The organism is Pseudomonas sp. QD4 (assembly GCF_049199125.1).
Taxonomy (GTDB): Bacteria; Pseudomonadota; Gammaproteobacteria; order Pseudomonadales; family Pseudomonadaceae; genus Aquipseudomonas.
Genome location: NZ_JBLZOM010000001.1, coordinates 247,666 through 268,574, shown reverse-complemented (window position 1 = coordinate 268,574; position 20,909 = coordinate 247,666). Strand labels below are relative to the sequence as shown.

14 protein-coding genes are annotated in these 20,909 nt (G+C 61.4%); 6 read left to right on the top strand and 8 right to left on the bottom strand.

Annotated features, from left to right (window positions below; translation table 11 throughout):
* Positions 1-60: 60 nt before the first annotated feature.
* Both ACOZJV_RS01110 and ACOZJV_RS01105 read right to left on the bottom strand, forming a co-directional pair.
* Entirely contained in the window at positions 61-1,044 is a 984-nt protein-coding gene (locus tag ACOZJV_RS01110) for an MBL fold metallo-hydrolase (RefSeq protein WP_078468991.1), read from the bottom strand.
* 115 nt (positions 1,045-1,159) lie between these two features.
* Positions 1,160-2,035 (bottom strand): LysR family transcriptional regulator, encoded by an 876-nt coding sequence (locus tag ACOZJV_RS01105; RefSeq protein ID WP_078468990.1) that lies wholly within the window; start codon positions 2,033-2,035, stop codon positions 1,160-1,162.
* A 126-nt stretch (positions 2,036-2,161) separates the two neighbouring features.
* On the opposite strand from ACOZJV_RS01105, the gene ACOZJV_RS01100 reads away from it, so the two are divergent.
* Both ACOZJV_RS01100 and ACOZJV_RS01095 read left to right on the top strand, forming a co-directional pair.
* Positions 2,162-3,382 (top strand): YbfB/YjiJ family MFS transporter, encoded by a 1,221-nt coding sequence (locus ACOZJV_RS01100; protein ID WP_421546566.1) that lies wholly within the window; start codon positions 2,162-2,164, stop codon positions 3,380-3,382.
* 56 nt (positions 3,383-3,438) lie between these two features.
* Positions 3,439-4,437 carry an NAD(P)H-quinone oxidoreductase gene (locus ACOZJV_RS01095; RefSeq protein WP_421547565.1) on the top strand — a complete coding sequence of 333 codons (999 nt, stop codon included), beginning with the start codon at positions 3,439-3,441 and terminating at the stop codon, positions 4,435-4,437.
* 23 nt (positions 4,438-4,460) lie between these two features.
* Here the strand turns inward: ACOZJV_RS01095 and ACOZJV_RS01090 are convergent, their stop codons facing one another.
* Positions 4,461-5,081: a hypothetical protein gene (locus ACOZJV_RS01090; RefSeq protein ID WP_421546565.1), complete on the bottom strand. Its 621-nt coding sequence runs from the start codon at positions 5,079-5,081 to the stop codon at positions 4,461-4,463.
* Positions 5,082-5,116: 35 nt separating this feature from the next.
* Positions 5,117-5,620, bottom strand: coding sequence for a GNAT family N-acetyltransferase (locus ACOZJV_RS01085; protein WP_421546564.1), 504 nt, complete (start codon positions 5,618-5,620; stop codon positions 5,117-5,119).
* 532 nt (positions 5,621-6,152) lie between these two features.
* Between ACOZJV_RS01085 and ACOZJV_RS01080 the strand changes: the two genes are divergently transcribed.
* From ACOZJV_RS01080 to ACOZJV_RS01065, 4 genes are all read left to right on the top strand, one after another.
* A complete protein-coding gene (locus tag ACOZJV_RS01080; RefSeq protein WP_078468984.1) occupies positions 6,153-6,671 on the top strand; it encodes an Hcp family type VI secretion system effector in 519 nt (172 codons plus the stop codon).
* 99 nt (positions 6,672-6,770) lie between these two features.
* Entirely contained in the window at positions 6,771-8,858 is a 2,088-nt protein-coding gene (locus ACOZJV_RS01075) for a type VI secretion system Vgr family protein (RefSeq protein ID WP_421546563.1), read from the top strand.
* A 15-nt stretch (positions 8,859-8,873) separates the two neighbouring features.
* A complete protein-coding gene (locus ACOZJV_RS01070; RefSeq protein ID WP_421546562.1) occupies positions 8,874-11,552 on the top strand; it encodes a glycoside hydrolase family protein in 2,679 nt (892 codons plus the stop codon).
* Positions 11,527-12,420, top strand: a complete 894-nt coding sequence (locus ACOZJV_RS01065; protein ID WP_421546561.1) for a lysozyme inhibitor LprI family protein — start codon at positions 11,527-11,529, stop codon at positions 12,418-12,420. The genes ACOZJV_RS01070 and ACOZJV_RS01065 overlap by 26 nt, the downstream gene beginning before the upstream one ends.
* Positions 12,421-13,477: 1,057 nt before the next feature.
* On the opposite strand, the gene tssM is transcribed toward ACOZJV_RS01065, so the two are convergent.
* From tssM to ACOZJV_RS01045, 4 genes are all read right to left on the bottom strand, one after another.
* Entirely contained in the window at positions 13,478-17,221 is a 3,744-nt protein-coding gene (tssM, locus tag ACOZJV_RS01060) for a type VI secretion system membrane subunit TssM (RefSeq protein WP_421546560.1), read from the bottom strand.
* Between the two features lie 10 nt (positions 17,222-17,231).
* Positions 17,232-18,662: a type VI secretion system protein TssA gene (tssA, locus tag ACOZJV_RS01055; RefSeq protein WP_421546559.1), complete on the bottom strand. Its 1,431-nt coding sequence runs from the start codon at positions 18,660-18,662 to the stop codon at positions 17,232-17,234.
* Positions 18,659-19,276, bottom strand: a complete 618-nt coding sequence (gene vasI / locus ACOZJV_RS01050) for a type VI secretion system-associated protein VasI (protein ID WP_078469143.1) — start codon at positions 19,274-19,276, stop codon at positions 18,659-18,661. Before vasI ends, tssA begins: the two co-directional genes overlap by 4 nt.
* Before the next feature lie 65 nt (positions 19,277-19,341).
* On the bottom strand, positions 19,342-20,904 hold the full coding sequence (locus ACOZJV_RS01045) for a sigma 54-interacting transcriptional regulator (RefSeq protein WP_421546558.1): 1,563 nt from the start codon (positions 20,902-20,904) through the stop codon (positions 19,342-19,344).
* Positions 20,905-20,909 lie beyond the last annotated feature (5 nt).

The following is a 20,909-nucleotide window of genomic DNA, read 5'->3' as shown; positions in this document are numbered from 1 at the left end:
ATGGGCAAATTGCCGAATCGCTGTTGCCAGGCCAACAGTTGCCCTGGGGAACTGCGCGCCCTACTCGATCAAAGGCACCTTGGCTGCACGCCGGTAAGGACCGTACTCCACCGGCACCCACTGGAACTGCTTGCCCTGGGTAGTGATGTGGCCGATGCCGGGGAACGGCAGGTGCGCCGCGGTGACCCAGGTCTTGCTGGCGGCGGCGGCGCTGAACACCTTGGCCCGGCTCTTGATTGCCTGCTGGCCGTCGACGTCGAAGCCGATGGAGACCTCGGGATGCTCGAACTGCACCGCCAGGTTATGCACCAGGTCGCCCATGAACAGGATGCTCTGGCCCTGGGAAGTGAAGCGGTAAGTGGTGCTGCCCGGGGTGTGCCCGGGTTCCAGCACGGCTTCTACACCGGGCACCGGCGACTGGCCGGGGGCGAAGGTCTTGAAGCGGCCGGCGGCCACATAGGGCGCGGTGGAGTCCTGGGCGATCTTGAAGTAGGCCTTGGCGCCTTCGGGGGCCTTGGCCAGGGCCTTCGGATCGAGCCAGTAGGCGGCCTCGGCCTGGGCCGCGAACACCGTTGCATGGGCGAATACCGGCTGCTGCCCGGCGTCGACCAGGCCGCACACGTGGTCCAGGTGCAGGTGGGTCAGCAGGATGGTGTCGACCTGGGATGGGTCGTAGCCGGCGGCCTTGATATTGGCCGAGAGCATGCCGGCGGTGGCGCCGATGCACTGGCCGGCGCCGGTGTCCACCAGGATCAACTGCTTGCCGGTGTTGATCAGGAACGCATTGAACGCGGTCTGCACCCCCGGGGTTTCTATCGAGCGCCGGGCCAGCAGCGCGCGGATCTTGCTCTGGCTCAGGCCCTTGAGCAAGGTCGGCGACAGGTCGTTATAGCCGTCGAACAGCGCAGTCACCTCGTAATCCCCCACCGCCAGGCGAAAGTAACCCGGCACCTGGGTGCCGACCTGGGCCGGGGCCTCGGCCAGGGAGATACCGGACGCCAATGCCAGCGTCAGGCCGAGCGTGCCCACCAGAGATTTTTTCATGCCGTTACCCTTGATCGAGTGGAAACAGGCAGCCCGCCATCGGACCGCCCCATGCCTCGATCTTGCGCCCTGGGGCAATGGGTTAATTGCAGCTATGTGCTGACTTGTTGCCGCCCTACCCGCCGGCGTCGCCAAACACCGCGACGATCTCCTCGATCACTGCCCGCACCCGTGCGGTGTGGCGCAAGTCGGCGTGGGTCACCAGCCATACGTCATAGGGCGTGGCGCGGTTGCGCTCGGGCCACAGCCGCACCAGGCCGTCGCGCTGGCCCATGGGCACCGGGATCTCCCCCAGGCCGATCCCGGCACCAATCGAGCGCCGCACCAGCAGGCTGGAGCTGAGGCTGGCGACAATGCGCCCACCGGTCATGGGTTCCGCGACCAGGGTCAGGTCCTTGTTGCCCTGCAGATAGGGTTGATACACCACCAGGTCATGCCCGGCGAACGCCGAACCCGGCTCCGGCACGCCGTGGGCCTCGACATAAGCCTGGGAGGCAAACAGCCCCACCGGCCAGCGCGCGATGCGCCGAGCGATCAGGTCCGGGTTATCCGGCCGGGTGTTGCGCACCGCGATGTCGGCTTCGCGTTTGGCCAGACTGAGGATCTGCGTCGAGGCGTCCAGTTGCACCCGCACATCGGGGTGCCGCTGATGCAGGCGGGCAATTGCCGGGATCAGGAAATCGATGGCCAAGGAGTCGGTGGTGCTGACCCGCACACTGCCGGTCAGGCGATCGTCCAGCCCCTGGATCTGCCGCTCCAGCTCCAGGGCCGAATGCTCCATTTTCTCCACCGCCTGTAACGCTGCTTCCCCCACCGCGGTCAGTGCGTAGCCGTCGGAGGTGCGCAGAAACAGGGTCGCGCTCAGGGACTTTTCCAGGGCCGTGACCCGCCGTCCGACCGTGGCCTGATCCACTCCCAGCACCCTTGCAGCACCGCGCAGCGTCGACTCGCGGCACACCGCCAGAAACACCCGAGCGTCATCCCAATTCATTGATTTGCTCCTATGCGCACTCAATCGTGATGCACATACGCATCACGAAGGCGCGAAATCGCAGCATTATTGCATCGATCAGGGTCGTTATGCTGGGCGCCTGAATCAACCCACAGGACCTTTGTCATGCTCAGCCCCTCTGTTGCCCCGGACGCCCGGCGCCAGGCCATCTGGCTGCCGATCTTCGCCGGCCTCTGCGCCAGCCTGGTCGGCATCGGCCTGGCGCGGTTCGCCTACACCCCGCTGATTCCGGCATTGATCCAGGCTCAATGGTTTAGCGCAGGCGATGTGGTGTACCTGGGTGCCGCCAACCTGGTGGGCTACCTGCTCGGCGCCTTGCTCGGGCGGCCCCTGGCCCGGCGCACCTCCAACACCCACGCCCTGCGCCTGATGATGCTGGCGGTGACCCTGGCGTTTTTTGCCTGTGGTTTTCCGCTGTCGGTGGCCTGGTTCTTCGGCTGGCGCCTGCTGTCGGGGATTGCCGGTGGCGCGATCATGGTGCTGGTGGCCTCGACCGTACTGCCCCATGTGCCGGCGGCGCGTCGGGGCCTGGCCAGCGGTGCGATTTTCCTCGGCATCGGCCTCGGCATTGCCGGCTCCGGGACCCTGGTGCCACCGCTGCTGAGCCTGGGCCTGCAACAAACCTGGTGGGGCCTGGGCCTGGTGTCGCTGCTATTGAGCGCGGCCACCTGGTTCGCCTGGCCGACAACCGACCCGCTGCATGCAGCGCCTGTCGCAACCCCGGCGCCCGCGGCCACCCACGACCCGAGCGTCTACCTGCTGTTCGCTCAATACGCCTTTATGGCTGCCGGGCTGGTGCCGGCCATGGTGTTCCTGGTGGATTACGTGGCGCGCGGCCTGGGTGCCGGGCCGCACATTGGCGCGCTGATCTGGGTCCTGTACGGCCTGGGCGCGATCATCGGCCCGGTGAGTTATGGCTTTCTGGCCGACCATCTGGGCGCCCGGCTGAGCATGCGCCTGGTGCTGGTGGTGCAGGCGATTGCCATGGGCCTGCTGGCGGTGTCCAGCGCCTTCACCCTGCTGGCGGTGCTGGCGGTGATTCTCGGCTCGTTCCCGCCGGGCATCGTGCCGTTAGCCCTGGCCCGGGTGCATGAGCTGATCCCCCGGCATCACCTGCAACAGATCGCCTGGAGCCGCGCCACGGTGTCGTTCGCCACCTTCCAGGCCATCGCCGGTTTCGCCTACTCGAGCCTCTTCAACGCCAGCGGCGGCCAGCACGCCCTGCTGTTTCTCATCGCCGCCGGCGCCCTGGTCATCGCTCTGTTGCTGGAACCGGCGCTGCGCCTGGTGCAACGCCGCGAGCGGCTTGAGCCGGTATTGAACTGAATCACCGGCCCCCGGCTGCGGTCCCACCCATGAACCCTTTGCCACAGGACATCGACATGCACCTGCCCCAGACCATGACCCTGATTGAAATCACCGAACCCGGCGGCCCCGACGTGCTGCAACCGCGCGAGGTCCCGCTGCCGGCGCCGGGCCCGGGTGAAGTGCTGATTCGCGTGCACGCCGCCGGGGTCAACCGCCCGGATGTGCTCCAGCGCAGCGGCCATTACCCGATGAAGCCCGGAATGAATCCGAACCCCGGACTCGAGGTAGCGGGTGAAGTGGTGGCCCTGGGCACCGGCGTCAGCCAGTTCGCCCTCGGCGACCGGGTCTGCGCCCTGACCAACGGCGGCGGCTACGCCCAGTATTGCGCGGTGCCGGCCGGACAGACCTTGCCGATCCCGGGTGACCTGTCGTGGATCCAGGCGGCCGCGATCCCGGAGACCTTCTTTACCGTGTGGGCCAATCTGTTCAGTATCGGCGGCGCCCACAAGGGCCAGCGGGTGCTGATCCACGGCGGTACCAGCGGCATCGGCACCACCGCCCTGATGCTGTGCCGGGAGCTGGGCATCGAGGCCTTCGCTACCGCCGGCAGCGCCGACAAATGCACGGTGATCCGCCAGTTGGGCGCCGAGCCGATCAACTACCGCGAGCAGGATTTTGCCCAGGTCATCGCGGAAAAAACCGCCGGCCAGGGGGTGAATGTGATTCTCGACATCATGGGCGGCTCCTACCTCAACAGTAACGTCTCGGCCCTGGCCCTTGAAGGGCGCCTGGTGATGCTGGGCTTTCTCGGCGGCGCCCGGGCCAAGGACATCGACCTGATGGCGATCATGGGCAAGCGCGCGGTGGTCACCGGCTCGCTGCTGCGCTCGCGCACCGGCGCCGAAAAAGCCGCCATCGCCGCGCACCTGCAGCAGCACGTATGGCCGGCGCTGGCGGCCGGCCGCTGCCTGCCGATGATCGACAAGGTCTACCCCTACACCGAGGCTGCCCAGGCCCACGAACGCATGGAGGGCAGCGAGCATATCGGCAAGATTGTGTTGCAGGTGGCTTGAGGGGTCGCCGGTGCGGGTGCCGGTCAGCCGGCCACCAGCAGCCGGTCCTCGAGGACCACGCTGATGCCGCCCTGGCGCCACAACTCGAAGTAGCGGGAAAAATCGATGTCCAGGGCAATCAGCGGCGTGGCGATGTACCAGGCCAGGTAATAGTCGGCCGCGATGCCATACAGCGCTTCGAGCAAGGCATGCACCTGGGCGTCCGCGTCCTTCAGGTCGTCGATCAGCGCATCGGCGATATGCTCGAACACCCAGGCATTGGGCACATCGCGCTGCAATAACGGGTACAGCTCATCACGACTGACGCACTGCACCTGTGGCTGCCAGCCGGGCTGGTCTGGCCAGGGGCCGCCAGTGGCCTCGCAGAAACGCGCCTGCTCGTGCCACCACTCCAGCGCCGCACTCTTGAGCCGCGCCTGATCGGTGCCCGAGGTCGGCAGCAGATACAGGCTGTGCTCCAGGGATCCGGACGCCAGCACCTGGCGCGTCCGCTCCTGGATGGCCAGGGCCTGGGGAAAGCCGGACAGGATCCGGCTCAGTTGCGAATCCCCCGGGTGCGCCTTGAACAGCCCGAGAAAATGCGACTTGTCGAAGTCAGCCCGGCCCTGACGGTAGGCGAGCCAGTCATCCAGCAACGAGCTCATGGGCAGGCGTGCGCCTGGGGTGCTGTGGTGGCCACTCAATGCACCGCCCGCGTCACCAGAAAACTCAGCAACTGCGGGTCGTCATCCAGCTCGATGGCTTGCACCGGACGCGGCAGGTCGTCGAGCACCGCGCGCCAGAACGCCTGGGAGGCTTCGTCCTGGTCATAGAAACGCACCAGCCAATTACTCTCGCCGCTGGTCAGCACCTGAGTCGCCAAGGCGCGGCCGATGCCCTTGCGCCGGTAGCGTTTGAGAATGAACAGGTCTGCCAGCTCCAGGGCGTTCAATCCCGGCAGCTCACTGCCCTCGATCAGCAGGAAGCCGGCGATATAGCCGTCGACCAGCAACAGGTTGGCGCTCCACTGCGGCTCTTGCCAGTAGCGGGCCAAGTGCTCCTCGTGGATGTAAAAACGCCCGTCCGACTCAACGTCTTCCTGTTCCCAGTCCGAAGACTCGTAGGCATAGAACTGATAGAGGTTGCGAATCAGCTCGGCGTTCTCAGGGCCGGTCTGGATAAACTCGACAGTGGTATCGCTCATTGCGTGGCCTCGCGTGTGCATGGACGAGGCAAACAGGTATCGGCAATCGACGGCATGCATATCTCGGTAACTGGACAAATGACAGAGGCGCTGGCGGGCTGCCCCTTGAATGGGCCGCCATTGTTTACAAAACCCGCCGCCAATGCCATCGCAAACAATGGGAAAGCTGGCGCCGGTATTTCTCCATGAGCCAGCGGCCATGGCCCTGGTCCACTGAGCATAAACCTGGCTGCGGGCCACATCTGGCCCGCAAGGCCACTCTTGGCCTGATTTTTATTCCTTCATTTTCAACAGGTTATCGATATTCGAGCCAGAACAGGCCCGAAAAGCCGGCGATAAAAACACCTGGCGCAATTGGACGAGTTTAAAGACCGTCGACAGCCGCCGAATAAAACTCATAAGCCGTTGTTTTTAAATGATAAATACAAGAACAAAGAAAGACTGGCACAGGGTTTGCGATAAGGCCCGGGTCATCACCGATGGCATCACGGCCCATCAAGCCTTATTCGTCAAACCTACAAGGAAGCAGCCAATGTCTACTCCCGCCTATATCAGTATCCAGGGCAAGACCCAGGGCAACATCACCCAGGGCGCCTTCACCGCCGACTCCGTCGGCAACGTTTACCAGGAAGGCCACGAAGACCAGATCCTGGTCCAGGAAATCGAACACCTGATCGCCACTCCGACCGACCCCCAAAGCGGCCAGCCCTCCGGCCAGCGTGTACACAAGCCGTTTATCTTCACCGCGCCGCTGAACAAGGCCACCCCGCTGCTGTACCAGGCTCTGGCCTCCGGCGAGATGCTCCCGGAAGTGGAAGTGAAGTGGTACCGCACCTCCACCGAAGGCAAGCAGGAGCACTTCTTCACCACCAAGCTGGAAGACGCCACCATCGTCAACATCAACGCCGCCCTGCCCCACGCCCAGGACCCGAGCAAGGCCGGCTACACCCAGTTGATCAAGGTCGCCATGGCCTACCGCAAGATCACCTGGACCCACGCCATCGCCGGCACCGAAGCCTCGGACGACTGGCGCAAACCGCAGGAATCCTGACCCCAGCCAAAGGCACGACCGACGCCCAGTGCGCCGGCCGTGCCGACTCTGCGCTGATCGATGATCCGGGCATTGACCCCGGTTGCAACGGAGCCTGTCATGCCTACCCAATCCGACCTGCGCTTTACCTTCAGCATTGGCAACGAGTCTTTTGAGGTTGTTGAGTTCACGCTCCATGAAGCGCTGTCCGAGACCTTTCATCTTTGCGTCGAACTGAGCAGCGCCAATCCGGCCATCGACTTTGGGCAGGTGCTGGATCGATCGGCGCTGCTGACCCTCTGGCATGGCGAGACGCCAGTGCGCTATGTGCATGGCGCCGTGTCCTCCTTCGTGCAGCACGACAGCGGCTTTAGGCGTACACGCTATTCGGCGGTGGTCGAGCCACGCTTGGCACGGTTGAAGCTCAGCTCGGACTGGCGAATTTTCCAGACCCTAACCGTGCCGCAGATTACCGAGGCGGTGCTCAAGGCTCACGGGCTGACTCAAGACTATGAACAACGAGTCACCAACGAGCATCTGTCCCGTGAGTACTGCGTGCAGGCGGGCGATACGGACTACCACTTTGTCGAACGCATCATGCGCGAAGAAGGATTTTTCTACTCCTTTAGGCACAGTGCCGAAGGCCACCAGCTGGTTCACAGCGACCGTCTGTTTATCCACGGTCGGGTGGGTGATCAGCCGGTGCATTACAACCCCATACCGGGTGGCGACCAACCCCAGCCCGCGTTGCGGCGTTTTGCCTATAGCGAAAACGTGCGTACGGCACGCCAGACCCAGCGCGATTACACCTTCCACCATCCGCGCTATGGCCATCAGCACAGCCGTGATGGCGTCGATCTCGACCATCAAGGTCGCCAATACGAACGTTACGATTATCCGGCCCGGGCCAAGTTCGACGAGGCCGGCAAACCCTTCGCCGAGAACCGCCTGCGTGGTCATCGGCGCGACGCGCGCATGGCCCTGGTGGAGGGCGATGATCCGCGCCTGCAACCGGGCATTTCCTTCACTCTGGCCGGCCACCCACTTGAAGATATGAACCGAGGCTGGCGCCCGATCAGCATCGTTCACCACGGTAAGCAGCACACCAGCCAGGCTGAAGAAAGTGCCGAGGCGCAGCTGGGTACGCACTACAGCTACCAGGCCGAACTGGTCCCCGATGATGCCGAATGGCGCGCCGAACCGCTGCCTAAGCCACTGATCGACGGGCCGCAAAATGCGCTGGTGGTTGGGCCACCGGGGGAAGAAATCTATACCGACGAATACGGCCGAGTGAAGGTGCAGTTCCCCTGGGACCGCGAGGGCAAGCAGGACGAATACAGCTCCTGCTGGATCCGCGTTTCACAGAACATCTCCGGCGCCACCTGGGGCCATATGGCGATCCCGCGAATCGGCCAGGAGGTTATCGTCGACCACTTCGACGGCGACCCGGACCAACCGATCATCACCGGCCGCACTTATAACCGCCTGCAACTGCCGCCCTACGAACTGCCCCGGCACAAGACCCGGATGACCATCAAGAGCAAGACCCACAAGGGCGAAGGCTTCAACGAACTGCGTTTCGAGGACGAAAAGGACCAGGAGGAAATCTACGTCCACGCGCAGAAAGACCAGAACATCCATATCAACCACGACGAAACCACCTTCGTTGGCAATGATCGCAGCGAACAAGTCGAGCACGACGAAACTGTTTCTATCGGTCACGACCGCAAGGAAACCGCAGGCAATAACGAGCAGGTCAATATCGGCCAAGACCGCCGGCACGATATCGGCCAGGACGACTCCCTGACCATCGGCCGCAATCACAGCATCCGCACCGGCAAAGACCGCACCGAAGAGGTCGGCAACCATCGCCGCGACAAAACCACGGCCAACCACTGGGTCAGCATCGGCGGGCATCAGGAACACAGCGTGGAAGGTCGATCCGAACTGCAAGCGGGCCAGGCGATTCGTCATCGCTCGCAGGTGATCGACCTGCAGGCCGGGGAAATCGTCCGCCTGCGCGGCCCCGGCGGCACCATCACCTTGCACGATGGCGGCATCACCCTGGACGGCGTCGCCATCAACATCAAAGGCCCGATGACTCAACAGGGGGGTGGCAAGGGCAACTCGATGTCGTTGTTGAGCGACGTGGCAACAGGTGAAGAAGCGGACGCTTCTTTCCTCCCCTCCTTCTCCGGCGATGCCTAAGGAAACGCAGCAGCCATGGCCACATTCAAGTTTCCGTTCAAGAATCAAGCAGGCAAAGAGGTACGCAACGCCGACCTCTACTACGACGCCCTCACCATGGCCTCGAGCGGCTACTACCCGCTGGGCCCGTCGGGCGTGCATTGCGGTATTCACTACGAGTCCGCCATGGCCAACACGCTGGCCCTCGTCGACGGAATAGGAGCCATTGCCAAAGGCGAAGTGGTGGCTTACAGAGTCAACCGCCGTTACCTCGACGTGCGTGGCAGGGCGACACCGCCCATGTCGGACAAGGTGCTCTACAGTTCGGGCTTCGTACTGACACGACACTCACTCGAGTACCCCGCTGGCAACAAGCTGACCTACTTCTGCCTGGCCATGCACCTGCGGTCCTTTGAGGAATATGAGCGCCTGGGCGCCCGGGCCAAGCGCCCGCCTTACTGGACGGCCAAGATATACCGCGTCTCGGAACAGGCCGATGACAAGCAAGATGCAACTGCGGGTTCTGCAGCAACCAGAATGACCGGACTGCGGGTGCGCGCCGAACCGTCAGCCGGTACTACACCTATCCTCGGCATTCTCCCGCACGGGGCCAGAATCATTGGCAGAGAGATCCATGACAGAAAGTGGGTGCGCATCCAGGCGCTGATCGACGGCGACATGGCTCCATTGAACACAGGCGATGCCGCACCGGAAACCAGCGCAGCCATTGACGGTTGGGTGTTTCTCAAAAGCCTGACAGAACAGTCTCAGGTGCCGGATGCCTTTGACGAAGTCGTCTTCCCCACTCCCCCACTTAAAGTCAAAGCGGGAGCACTGCTTGGGCACCTCGGTGAATATCAACGAATAGCTGACCCCGGCTCTTCCCGACCCATGCTGCACCACGAAATCATCGTCGGCCCCGACCTGCCGGCCTATCTGCACAAGAGCAGAGCCGCCGCGAAATCGGCCAAACCGGAACACAAGACCCTACTGCGGATGGCACCCAGCGCCCAGCTATACAACGCCGTACTGGCACCCGCCCAATCCGGCCTCCTCAGTGCAGGCACGGTCATCGAGCTGGAGAGCGCCCCACCGGACGATGCGGTCTATGTCAACGTCAAACCCGCAGCCACCCTGCAATGGATCGATCGCACGGCGAAGCTGCCCGCCGGGGCACGGGAAGCCAGGCTGTACCGCCACAGCAACACCGGCGCCTATACCGCTGCCGACATCATTGCCGAGGCAAGGCGTGGAACCGCTGGCCAAGCCGGCGCCACAGGCTATCGCGGCATCTTTGTCGATGCCAGCGACCAGACACCGATCTGGATCGCCAAGAACACCTATCGCGGCCTGCACCCCCTGGGCAAACAGAAACTGCTGCTGTTGGACGTGGCACAGGGCTGGGACAGCTATCCCCTGACCTTTGCCGCAAACGGCCACAAAAACGGGGCCTTCCCCCAGCACTTCGCCATTTCAACCCTGGAACAGGCACGCCCCGCCACGCCAGACCCTGCCAGCGAGCCCATCGGCTTTGCTCTGGATGAAGCGGGAAAACGCTGGTGGCAAGTGCAACTGAAGGACGGCACAACCTCAGCCATCGGCTGGCTCGGAGAAGAAAACCACCCAGGCATCAGCGTGCATTCGCCTCACGAATGGGTGGACTTCAGCGTCATCGAAGCCGAGTCCCAGACGCCGGCCTACGGCAGCTACTTTTTGACCCTGGCAGAGATGGCAGCCTTCCAACGTGGTGAAAAAGCGCTGCAGAAAAACCAGCTGGATACCCCCTTGCAGGAAGTTTTTGACACCCTCGACAGCCACCCCGACGGCGCCCTGACCTTGGGCGAACTACAAGCCGCACAACGCAGCCGCAGCACGCTGCAACGATTGTCCCGAATCATCCTGCGCTACCCCACCGAGTGGAAAGCCGACCCTCAGGCTTGGGCGCACTATGATGCCGAAATTCCTCCGTCAAATAGGGCGGCCTGGGAAAGTGAAAAGCAGCGCATGGGGGAGTTGGTTTGGTGGGATGAGGTGGCGGGGAAGATAGACGGGTTTGCAAAAGAAGATTCTATTTTTCATATTCATCCTGTATCGCTTACCAGCACCTTTCTTCGCTATTCCGCCAGCCAGCTTTCTGAGAAAGGGCATTGGTTTATTTACAAACAAGAAGCTCAAAAAGGCATTTCAAATATCTTGCACTGGCCCAAAGGCGCAAGTGGAGTCACCCTCGGGCCTGGTTACGATATGAAACTAAGAAGTGCAGCAAGCATTCGCACCGACATGATTGCTATAGGGCTATCGGAGTCTACAGCGAATAGCATCTCGGCAGCATCAGGCCTAACTGATATTGCCGCTAGTGACTTCTGCAAATCAAATAAAAGCTTGATATCACTAAATCAAGAACAAGAATTCGCACTGCTTCGCCTCATAATCCCTCGCTATGAGCAAATGGTAAGAGGCGCGATCGATGTTGATCTTTGGCAACACGAATTCGACGCACTAACTTGCTTTGCTTATAACTCGGCCGGCAGATGGTCCTCTGTAACCAATTTTATTAACAATGGAAATCTGATTGCGGCAGCCGACAAGATAAAAGAGGGAATAACCTCTGGCGGCAAAATATTTGATGGCCTGATTAAAAGGCGTGACGATGAAGTCAATCTACTTATAAAAGGACGTTATGAATCTCATGGAAAATCTATTGACCTCCCTTAAGTATATTGTGATCACTACAAACCTTAAACTCACGAAAAAAATATCTCAATTATTAAAAATAACTTCCCATGCTCTACTGCTAATTACAGGCGCCGCATCTGCGGCACCTTCAGCAATCCCTGAAGAACTGCTAGGCCAATGGGAAGTCCGCGAAGTTCACCTCAACACAACTTCAGGGCGCACCTTTCATTATGGCTGGAACTCCCCGTCACTTCGGTGGAGAATATTCAGCTTTGAAAAATCACACATTTCAAACAACACACCAGAAAAATCGATACCTTGCAATGCCCCCAGAGCGGATGTCGAGTTCAAAAATGTTAGCAAAATGCTGAATACCCTTTTGGGTTATGACGAACATGCCGACCAATCAGCAGCTGAACATTACAAGCTAGAAATCCCTGAACACCTCAATGCAAAGTTTATTAAAATCAACTGTTCAGACGGTGCGTGGAACGGAGCGATTTTTTCCGCAAAAAACACTAACGAACACTTTTCGAATGGGGCTTGGCTATTCTTTCTTAAAGAGGATGAAATTGCTCTGCGCTGGTACGATCAAACACTATTGATTCTCAAAAAAATACATCCAAATACTAAACCAACGCCTTCATTTCCTTGTGAGAAAGCAAGGTTGAATGCCGAAATAGCAATATGCAAGTCTCACGAGCTTGCAGGCCTAGATAAGGGCGTGGCAGCAGCCTACAACACGCTTCTGAGCTTCACGAAGAACGAAACTCCCAATGAGGTGAGCCGTGTACGACACGAACAAAATGAATGGCTGAAAGTGAGAAACTCATGCGGCGCCGATACGTCATGCTTGTCAAAATCAATGGAGCAACGAGTTAACGAAATGGACATGCCGCTCGACTAACAACCCTGTTCAGAAAAGCATTACCCCTTCATTAACCCGCTCCAAACCTTGACCTAATGAATATTTCAGAGCGGACCACGAAACACTCGCCAAATAACAAAAAAAGGCCAGCCTAGGGATTCCATCAGGAGAGACAAATGCACTCACTGACCAAGTCAACAAATCGAGTGAACTCAAGAATGAGAGCTGCACTATATTATCTAGCAGTCCTTCTGCCCGAACATGCATGCGCTGCCAATCCCCCGACACCAAAGTTCACCGACTATCCTGCGGAAATTTACTCGGGAGAGTGGTTGCTTCCTTCATCTATAAAGCAGGATGGTGATATGTGGCGAGATAATATGGGGAAAATGGTCCCTCCGCCCTCTATAAATACAGCAGGAAAGTTCTACATAGCAGCACACAGCTGCGGAACTTCATGCAGATACTACACGCTTACCGACCTGTCCAACGGACGACCATCCCAAGCGCTTAGGTTATTTTCAAGTCAACATGCCAGCTCGAAAAGCTATAAAATCGGACATGTCACAATAGTAGATCTAATCACTCACCCAGAGAGCTTTCTAGTTCTAGCACGTTCCTACAGCGACACCACAGACCGACAGTTGCCTCATTGTTTGGCTCGCTACTTCGTACTATCTGACGACGGGAAGTTCATCAAGCCAATCACGAAGCCATTAAAATGCTCAAACAATTAAAACAGGAAGCACGAAAAAAATATCGAACTACAGACGCTATTGAAACTCCTCCGCAATACATGACTGCCTGAAAATAAAAGTTAGCGCCCGAAATAGTTGGCTCAGCCGGATGAAATAAAAGTGAGATTTCCGATAGAAAGAGCCACTTCCCACATCCATGCATTAGGCGTTGCGACGCGCATCCGACAGCAGGTGAAAAGTACCAAAACTCGTCATGGCAATAGCTCGGTTAAAGGTGATGGCGACTGGTGTAGTAACCGGACGCCATACTCGTGTTATCTGACTCGAATCTCTCGTCCCAGGGGCGCCTGTTGGGTCGTACGCACCTGGTTATTTCTACCCTGCTGCTCTGTCGCTTTTTATGCGGCGCCTGCTTCGCCGCCTTTACCTGAGAGCGGCTCTGGCGGTAACCCGCTCTCCGCACTCTTGCGCAGCCCATCCTGCAGCAGCGTTTGCGGCAAGGAGAAGCCTTTGAATAGTGGCTGGGTAAACGGGTTGTTCGCCTTCTCCGTGCTGATGCGGTAGCGCATGCCGCCGTCCGGTGCGGCGAAGCTGATGTCGACGCTGGTGCTGGTGGCGCCGTGCAGGCGGGCCTGGCTCAGCAGGCGATAGAGCGACCAGGGACCACGGTAAACCAGGCCGCTGCTGCTGCCGCCGGCGTTGACCAGCGTCATGCGGCTCTCGTTGCTGGGGGCCAGGGTGTTTGGCCAGATCAGCGCCGTGCTGGTGGTGGGGCCGTGGTTGTAGGAGACCAACTGCCCTTCCACGCTGAAGGAACTGCTGCGTTTGTTCGGCGCCATGCCCAGTGGTTCGACGTAGAACTGCACACCCAAGGTGCCACGGCTGTTGAAGAAGGCATCGCGGATTTTTTCGGCTGCTTCCAGTTGGGTCAGTACGTCGGTGCGCACCAGGTAGCCACCCAGGCGCTCGGAATACAGGGCTTCCAGATTGTCCTCGATAAACAGGTTGAGGTACTTCTCGCGAAATTGCTGCAGGCGCCCCTGCGGACCGAAGAACGCAGTGAAGTCATCCAGCGCCACTTCCTCGCGGCTGGCCGGGCTAAAGGGGTAACGGCTGGCCAGGCGTTCACGGTAGAAGCGATAGACGTCCGTCTCCCAACGGCGCTCCAGTTCCCGCAGCGCCTCCACCAGGATGACCCGCGATGATTCATCAGCCAGTTTGCCTACCTGGCGGTTCAGCGGTTCGGGCAGGCCGGCAGCGATGCGCTGCAGGTTGCTGATGGGGTCGGGGCCTTTCAGGCCGAAGCGCTCCAGCACCACCGCCAGCGCCGCCTTGCCGCGGTCTGGGCCGTCGTGGACGGTTCGCACCTTGTCTTGCACGCTGCCGATGGCTTGCATGGTCTCGTCGAGGTAGGACGGACGTTCGCCCTTGGCATCCAATAATTGGCTCATGGGCGCGAATGCCCGGGCAATGCCGATGATGGGCGTGGCTTGCGCCTGCGTTGTGTCGCCCGCGAGCTTGTTCGCCACCGCCTTGGCTTGGCCGGAGGCAGCCTCTTCGTCGGACGCCACTGCGCTCAAGACGCGGTTACCCAGTTTGCTGTTGTCACGCACGGTTTCCACTAGGCGGCGCAGGGGCGCGGCCGGGCTGGTGACGCTGGCCAGCACGTTGACCGCCTCGGCAATATCCTGGAAATCGCGCACCTCCAGTTGATTCAGATTCTGTTGCCAGGTGTCGATGTAGTCGCGGCTGTAGATGGCCCGGATTCGATCGGCCAGCGCTCGCTTGTCGGCGTCGGAATAATCGATATCGCGACGCTCGCCCAGGGCCCATTGATCGATCATTGCCAGCTCGGTGAGGTCCTCGCTGTGGGGGGCGAAGTAGCTGCGGTAGCCCTTGGCCGTGAGCAACGCGTCGATACGGCCATCAGCGGTGGCTTGTCCTTCCTTGCCCCTGCCGACTGTATCGGGTTTGTAGACCACATCGAATGCCGGGCCGATTTCGTTGCGCAAATCCAGCGGCGCGCGCAGGGTTTCCCCGGCCTGGCGGCGCATGGTCATGTACACCCGCTGCGGCAGCGGGATCTGCCGCAGCTCGCGCTGCACCACGGAGACCCGTTCCTGATACTGGGGCAGCTGGGTATCGGCGTATTTCATCGCATAGTCCAAGTGACGCATCAGCGCGCGCTGCACTTGGTCCTCTCCTGGAAATGCCCGCACCCAATGCTCGCCCATCCAGCGCTCGACTACGGGCGAGCGCCGATTGGCTCGATCCTCGATCATCCGGTAAACCCGCAGGGCAGCCAGTTGCCCATCACCGTCCACGGCCGGGCCGTCGAGTTGCTCCATGACACCACTGGCCAATGCGGGCAGGAACCGTTGCGACAGCAACGTGAGGTAGGCCTGGTCCACCTTGGGACCGATTTTCCGGCCCTGGTACAGGCCCAGGTCTGCGAGCACCGGCCAGGCATCGCGGTAGTCGCCATAGACGGCCACCGCATTGCTGATCTGATCCAACGGTTGCAACAGGTTGCGTCCAGTGGGATCCAGTTTGCCGTCGATGGTATGGGTGCTGTAGGCACGACTGCGCTCAAGCACATTCATCGCCTTGTCGCGGTTCACCGAATAGTAGTGGTACCAAGCGCCAATCAGGACACTGCAGCCCAGGGAGGCAACACCGAAGCGCACGGCCAGGGCGCGTTTTTTGTCGGCGAGGACCCGCGGATTGTCTCCCGCAAGACCTGATTCGGGGTAGATGACACGCTGGAACAACTGCTGGGCGAAGTAGACCATGGCTCGCCCGCTGGGGTGCATGTTCGGCACCGGCTCGCGGATGTCGTAGTTCTGCGAGGCAGACGCGACAAAGGCGTTGGTCAACACACCCTGCTGATAGACCGAGGACAGGAAGACCCCGCGCGGCAACGCCGGGGTCATGTAGCGATCGCTGCCCAGGATGTCGCTCAAGAACTCCAGCAACAATGGGCGCATGCCCGTCAGTTGCCGGACCAGGGAATAGAGCGCCTCCCGTTGCGCGAGTTCGCTGACGTCGGCCAGGGCATCAAAGACCTGCTCGTTCAGGCGCTTGAGGAACTCGTCGTAGCGCGCGCCGAGCTCATCGAGCCAGGCGTCATAGTTCTGCAGCGAATCGAGGGTGAACGTGAAGCCGAAGATGTCTTCGCGAACGGATTTCGGCAGCCGCGCGAAGAGCGGCTCGAAACCTTCGAGCAAGTCGAACTTGCTCAGCACCACATACAACGGCGGACGAGTCCCCAGTTGTCGACTGAGCTCCACCAGCCGTGCACGCAGCAACGAGGCCAGCGCCTTGCGGTCGCTGGGCTGCTGGTTGAGCAAGGTCACCAGACTGACGATCAGGACCACACCATTAAGCGGGCGCCGGCTGCGGTTGCGCCCCAGCCAGGCGACGAAGCCGTCCCACAGCCGCGGATGGATATCTTCCGGCAGCACCGACGCAGCAGCTGGTTGCGCAGCGGCTTGGTGATCGCCCTCCTCGCCGGGTTGATCCGAATCCGCTGGCGCCGCCATACGCGGCTGGCTGATCAGTTCGCCGGGCGGATCGATAAGTACGCCCTGGTCGCCGATCCACCAATCAATGCGGTAGATCCTGTCGGGGTCTTCCTGCATCCGCCGGCTGCTCGCCTTGACCTCTCCCGTCAATGAAAAGCTCTGGCTGGAGCGGTTGACGAAACTGGTCTTGCCGGCGTTTTCCTGGCCCAGCACCAGATACCAGGGCAGTTGGTAGAGGGCGTTGCGCCCCTTTAGATTGGCCTGGAGGATGCTCAAGCTGTTGTCCAGGTCGCGCTCCTGAGCCTGCACATAGCGTAGACAGGGGTCCAGTTGCAGCGCCTGTTCCTGGTGGCTGTCGGCCTCCAGCGTCCGATTGCGTTGACGCAGGCGGCTCACCCAGACCAACAAGGGAAGAACCAGCAGCACCAGGGTCGCGAGGACGCGCGCGGCGAGACCGGCCAGGGGCTGATGCTCGCCCCAGGTCCATTGCGGCCCCAGCCACCAGATGCCCGCCAGGGCCAGTACCAGAATCAGCAGCAATGCCAGCGGCATGCCCTGCTTGGCCATGCCCAGGAGAGGCCGGCCATAGCGCTTCAGGTTCGACCAGATATTAAACATGAGATTGCTCCTAATTCTTGCGTTCCGTTGCTAAGTGCAGATGCTGTTGAAGCTGCTGAAAAAGATCCGGTTCCCACTCCGATGCCGACACGCCCTGCATCAGCTGATGCGCACGCGCATACAGGCCGTCCGCGAGCCAGGCCAGCCCGCGCTCGCCCAGCAGTTCGGCGGTAATGGTCATGACATGGCAGCCATGGCGAGGGTCTGTCGACGTGTGCTGGATCGCCTCAAGCCGCTGAAGCATGGATTCCACCCCAGAGGTCTCCAGCGCATGGCGCAGTTCATCGCGCAGCGCGGGGTATTGCTGCCCGGCGCCAGGCTTCGCAGCTGAGGCGTCGGCCCCACTGACCCAGGCCTGTGTCTCGCCATCCACGAACGGACGGCCGTCGGCAAACTGCAACTGGGTCAGGGCCGGTAACTTCGCCAAAAAACGCTCGGTGGCCTGCCTGATGGCTTCGGCCACGTTCTGCATCTCAAGGCGACGGGCCATACCGGCCGCCAGGTAGCTGCCGCGCAACCAGTAGGGAGAAGAGGTGACGCTTTTTTCGAGGCGCAGCAGCATCACGGGGTCAACCATATTGGCCTTGAGCGCCTCCCAGTAGCCTTCGGCAGTCTCAGCAGGCACGGCCATCAGCTCCGTACGCAGGGTGTCCTTGCGAGTCGTTGGCGCCGCGCTCAAGTGCGCCCACAGGGCAAAACGGCGCAGCAGATAGCCCGTCGGATCGTAGGCATCCTGTTGGTTGATGAGATCGGCCAGGCTGAGCAGCGAACGCCGCGTTTCACGTTCGTTGCCCGGGTCCGGGGCAAAGGGCGTGAAGAAGGCCTCGGTGACCGCCGTCGTGCGTGGGGACAATTCCAGTTGCGCCTGCGCCAACTCGGGCGCCCGCGTGGTCTCCGCCCTCTGCCGGAGCAGGCCTTCCAGCCGGGTCAGGACAGACGAATCGAGCCGGGTTTGACCAACGCTGGCTTGCAGTGTGTCCAACGCCTGCTGACCCGCCTTGTAGTACTCCTCGGCAAAGCCCTTTTCATCGAGTTTTGCCAAGGCTTCGCCCAGGCGCTCAAGCTGTTGCGCCATCAAGCGTCGCTTGGCGGTCAGGCCCGAGGCACCGGGCTTGGGGTAGCTGCTGTCCCAGTACTGGCTGAGCATGCCGGCCAGCAGTGCCGCAGCCTCAGCCCAGCCGCGCCAGCCACCGATGCGCATGCGTGCTGTCGCCAGGTGCGCGGCGATGCGCAAATGCTTGCAATGGGCCTGGAGATACTGACGTGAAGCGTCATCCACATAGCGCCAGCTGATGCTCGCTTCCTGCAAGCCGCCGAGCTTCATCATTTCGGTATCGATGCCCTGGTAGGCGTTGTCTTCCTCATCGAAGTCGCCGGCCGGCCGCAGGGCGGTTATCGGGGCCAGAACGGTGTCGAGGTCCAGCGCAGGCTGAATGTTCACCAACGGCAGGCCTCACGTTGTTTCCCGATCATCTCGTGCAGCGCAGAGACGTCGAACGCCAACCCATCGAAGGGCCCATGGTCACTTTCCAGGCGTAGCTCCTGGGCGGGACGGGTCAAATGGCGGAGCTGTTCGATGGCCACCAGACCGCGACCGGCATCCGTGACCGTGCCATCCTCCACCACCTGCCACGGGCGGCTCGCAGAAATCGGCCGCCCGTCCAGCAGCATTCGGATGCTGACCCGGTTGACGTCAAGCGGTTGCGCGCTGAGCAACTGCAAGCGGGAGATGTTCTGCAGGCAGCTTATCGCCAGCTTCAGCCGAGGCTCGGTGCCACCCAGCGCGGGGGCTGAAATCACGACCTTGGTTTGCCCCGGCAGCGCATCTTCGACGCGCAGCAGCAACAACCCGGTTTGCTCGGCCTTGCGCCGAGACTCGTTGCGTTGCACCAGAGAAACGACGTCCGGCACAACCACCGATGCAGGTTGCTCGACGGCCGGGATCGGGGTCGCTGCAGCCGCTACAGAAGTCGGCGGTGTTCCCGCTGCGGCATCGAAACACCCGAGACGCTCGAGCGCCGAAACGATGGTGGTGCAATCGCGGGCCGCAGCCACTACCTCCTTTCCCGCACCGCATCCCACCAAGGCCGTGACTACCAGGAGCAATGCCCCACAAGTTCTCATCGTGACTCTTCTCCATTCAGATTCAGATCCAGGCATTTGCGCGCCAGGGTGCGTTTGGGAATGCCCAGGCTGATCGCCGCCAGCCGGCGCGATCCGGCAGCCTGGCGCAGACGGTCGTCCAGCAGCAGACGTTCGAACGTTGCCAGGGCGGCGGGCAGATTGTCGGTCTGCCATAAATGCTGCAGCACCGCCTGTGCATCGCGCTCCGCTGCGGGCCGTTGTCCGTTGCTCTCGAGCTCGACCAATTGATTGGTCTGGATGCGCTTGCCTCGGGGAGTGCGCTCTGCAGCCGCGAGCACCAGGCTGCGCAACTCCCGGACGTTCCCTGGGAAGCCGTAGCGCTGCAGGCTCGCGAGGGCATTGTCGGAGATGCCCGCTACCCGGCCGGGCTGCTCCCGGTTGTGCTCCAGCAGGATGTGCGACACCAGCACCGGCACGTCTTCAATGCGCTCGCGCAACGGCGGGATGTGCAACACCAACTGGCGGATGCGGAAATACAGGTCTTCACGAAACAAGCCATCGCGTACCCGTTCCGGCAAGGGCCGGTGGGTGGCGCAGATCAGGCGGAAGTCCGAGGACTGTTCACGGGTGGCGCCCACGGGGCGAAATTTCTTTTCATTGAGCAGACGCAGCAGCGTGCCCTGTAGAGGCAGCGGCATGTCGCCAATTTCGTCGAGGAACAGCGTGCCCTTATCGGCTTCCGCGACCAGGCCCGTGCGGGCCTGGGTCGCACCGGTGTAGGCTCCGCGGGTGGCACCGAACAGCTCAGCCTCGATGAGTTCCCTGGGGATCGCCGCACAGTTCACCGGCACAAACTTGCCCTTGCGCGAGGACGCCTGATGAATAAGCCAGGCCGCATGGTCCTTGCCGGCTCCGGTTTCGCCAGTGACCAGCAGCGACAGCGAAGAGCCTGCCTGGCGCAGCATTTCTTCGCGCACTCGCCGCGCTGCCGCCCCTGCGCCGATGAAGCCGGCGGACAGCAGCCGCCGGCGCCCGCGCTCTTCATCCTGCTGCTGCAGAACGGCCTGCTGGGTCAACGCCAACTCGTCCGCGCCACTCTTGTTCAGGAGCCCGCTCAGCACAACGTCGTAGAGTTTCCACAACTCCTGCCAAGCCGGGTCATCCAGCCACGCCTGAAGAGCCTCCCCTGTCCCCGCCAGCAGCACCACCGCAGCAGGTTTGCGCTGCGCGTCGAACAGCGGCAACACCTGCCAGGCGTCGCTGCCCGCCAGCCGCTCGCCGAGTTCCTCATACCCTCGCCCTACACCGATCAGCGTGTCGAGTTGGCTGATATGACGAGCCTTACCGCTCCTCAGGCAGTAGACCAGCGGGTTGTCCAACTCTTGCAGCGATAGCAGCGGAAGCTGTTCCAGAGCTGTAGCCTGGCTCGCGATGGGCCGCATGCCGTCATCAGCCGCTTCTCGCCAATAGCAGACGCCATAGCGTATTCCGGACATGGTGCAGGCTGCTTTCAGGAAGCGCGCCGCGAGGGGCGCAATGCCCTCGGCCTGAACCAGCATGCGCGCGAGCGCCGCAGCGTCCCTGGAGCTCAAGGGCATTGCGA

Bases quoted from the DNA above. Each gene is read 5' to 3' on its own strand.
- ACOZJV_RS01110 (WP_078468991.1), bottom strand. From the start codon at position 1,044: ATGAAAAAATCTCTGGTGGGCACGCTCGGCCTGACGCTGGCATTGGCG.
- ACOZJV_RS01105 (WP_078468990.1), bottom strand. From the start codon at position 2,035: ATGAATTGGGATGACGCTCGGGTGTTTCTGGCGGTGTGCCGCGAGTCG.
- ACOZJV_RS01100 (WP_421546566.1), top strand. From the start codon at position 2,162: ATGCTCAGCCCCTCTGTTGCCCCGGACGCCCGGCGCCAGGCCATCTGG.
- ACOZJV_RS01095 (WP_421547565.1), top strand. From the start codon at position 3,439: ATGCACCTGCCCCAGACCATGACCCTGATTGAAATCACCGAACCCGGC.
- ACOZJV_RS01090 (WP_421546565.1), bottom strand. From the start codon at position 5,081: ATGAGCTCGTTGCTGGATGACTGGCTCGCCTACCGTCAGGGCCGGGCT.
- ACOZJV_RS01085 (WP_421546564.1), bottom strand. From the start codon at position 5,620: ATGAGCGATACCACTGTCGAGTTTATCCAGACCGGCCCTGAGAACGCC.
- ACOZJV_RS01080 (WP_078468984.1), top strand. From the start codon at position 6,153: ATGTCTACTCCCGCCTATATCAGTATCCAGGGCAAGACCCAGGGCAAC.
- ACOZJV_RS01075 (WP_421546563.1), top strand. From the start codon at position 6,771: ATGCCTACCCAATCCGACCTGCGCTTTACCTTCAGCATTGGCAACGAG.
- ACOZJV_RS01070 (WP_421546562.1), top strand. From the start codon at position 8,874: ATGGCCACATTCAAGTTTCCGTTCAAGAATCAAGCAGGCAAAGAGGTA.
- ACOZJV_RS01065 (WP_421546561.1), top strand. From the start codon at position 11,527: ATGGAAAATCTATTGACCTCCCTTAAGTATATTGTGATCACTACAAAC.
- tssM (WP_421546560.1), bottom strand. From the start codon at position 17,221: ATGTTTAATATCTGGTCGAACCTGAAGCGCTATGGCCGGCCTCTCCTG.
- ACOZJV_RS01045 (WP_421546558.1), bottom strand. From the start codon at position 20,904: ATGCCCTTGAGCTCCAGGGACGCTGCGGCGCTCGCGCGCATGCTGGTT.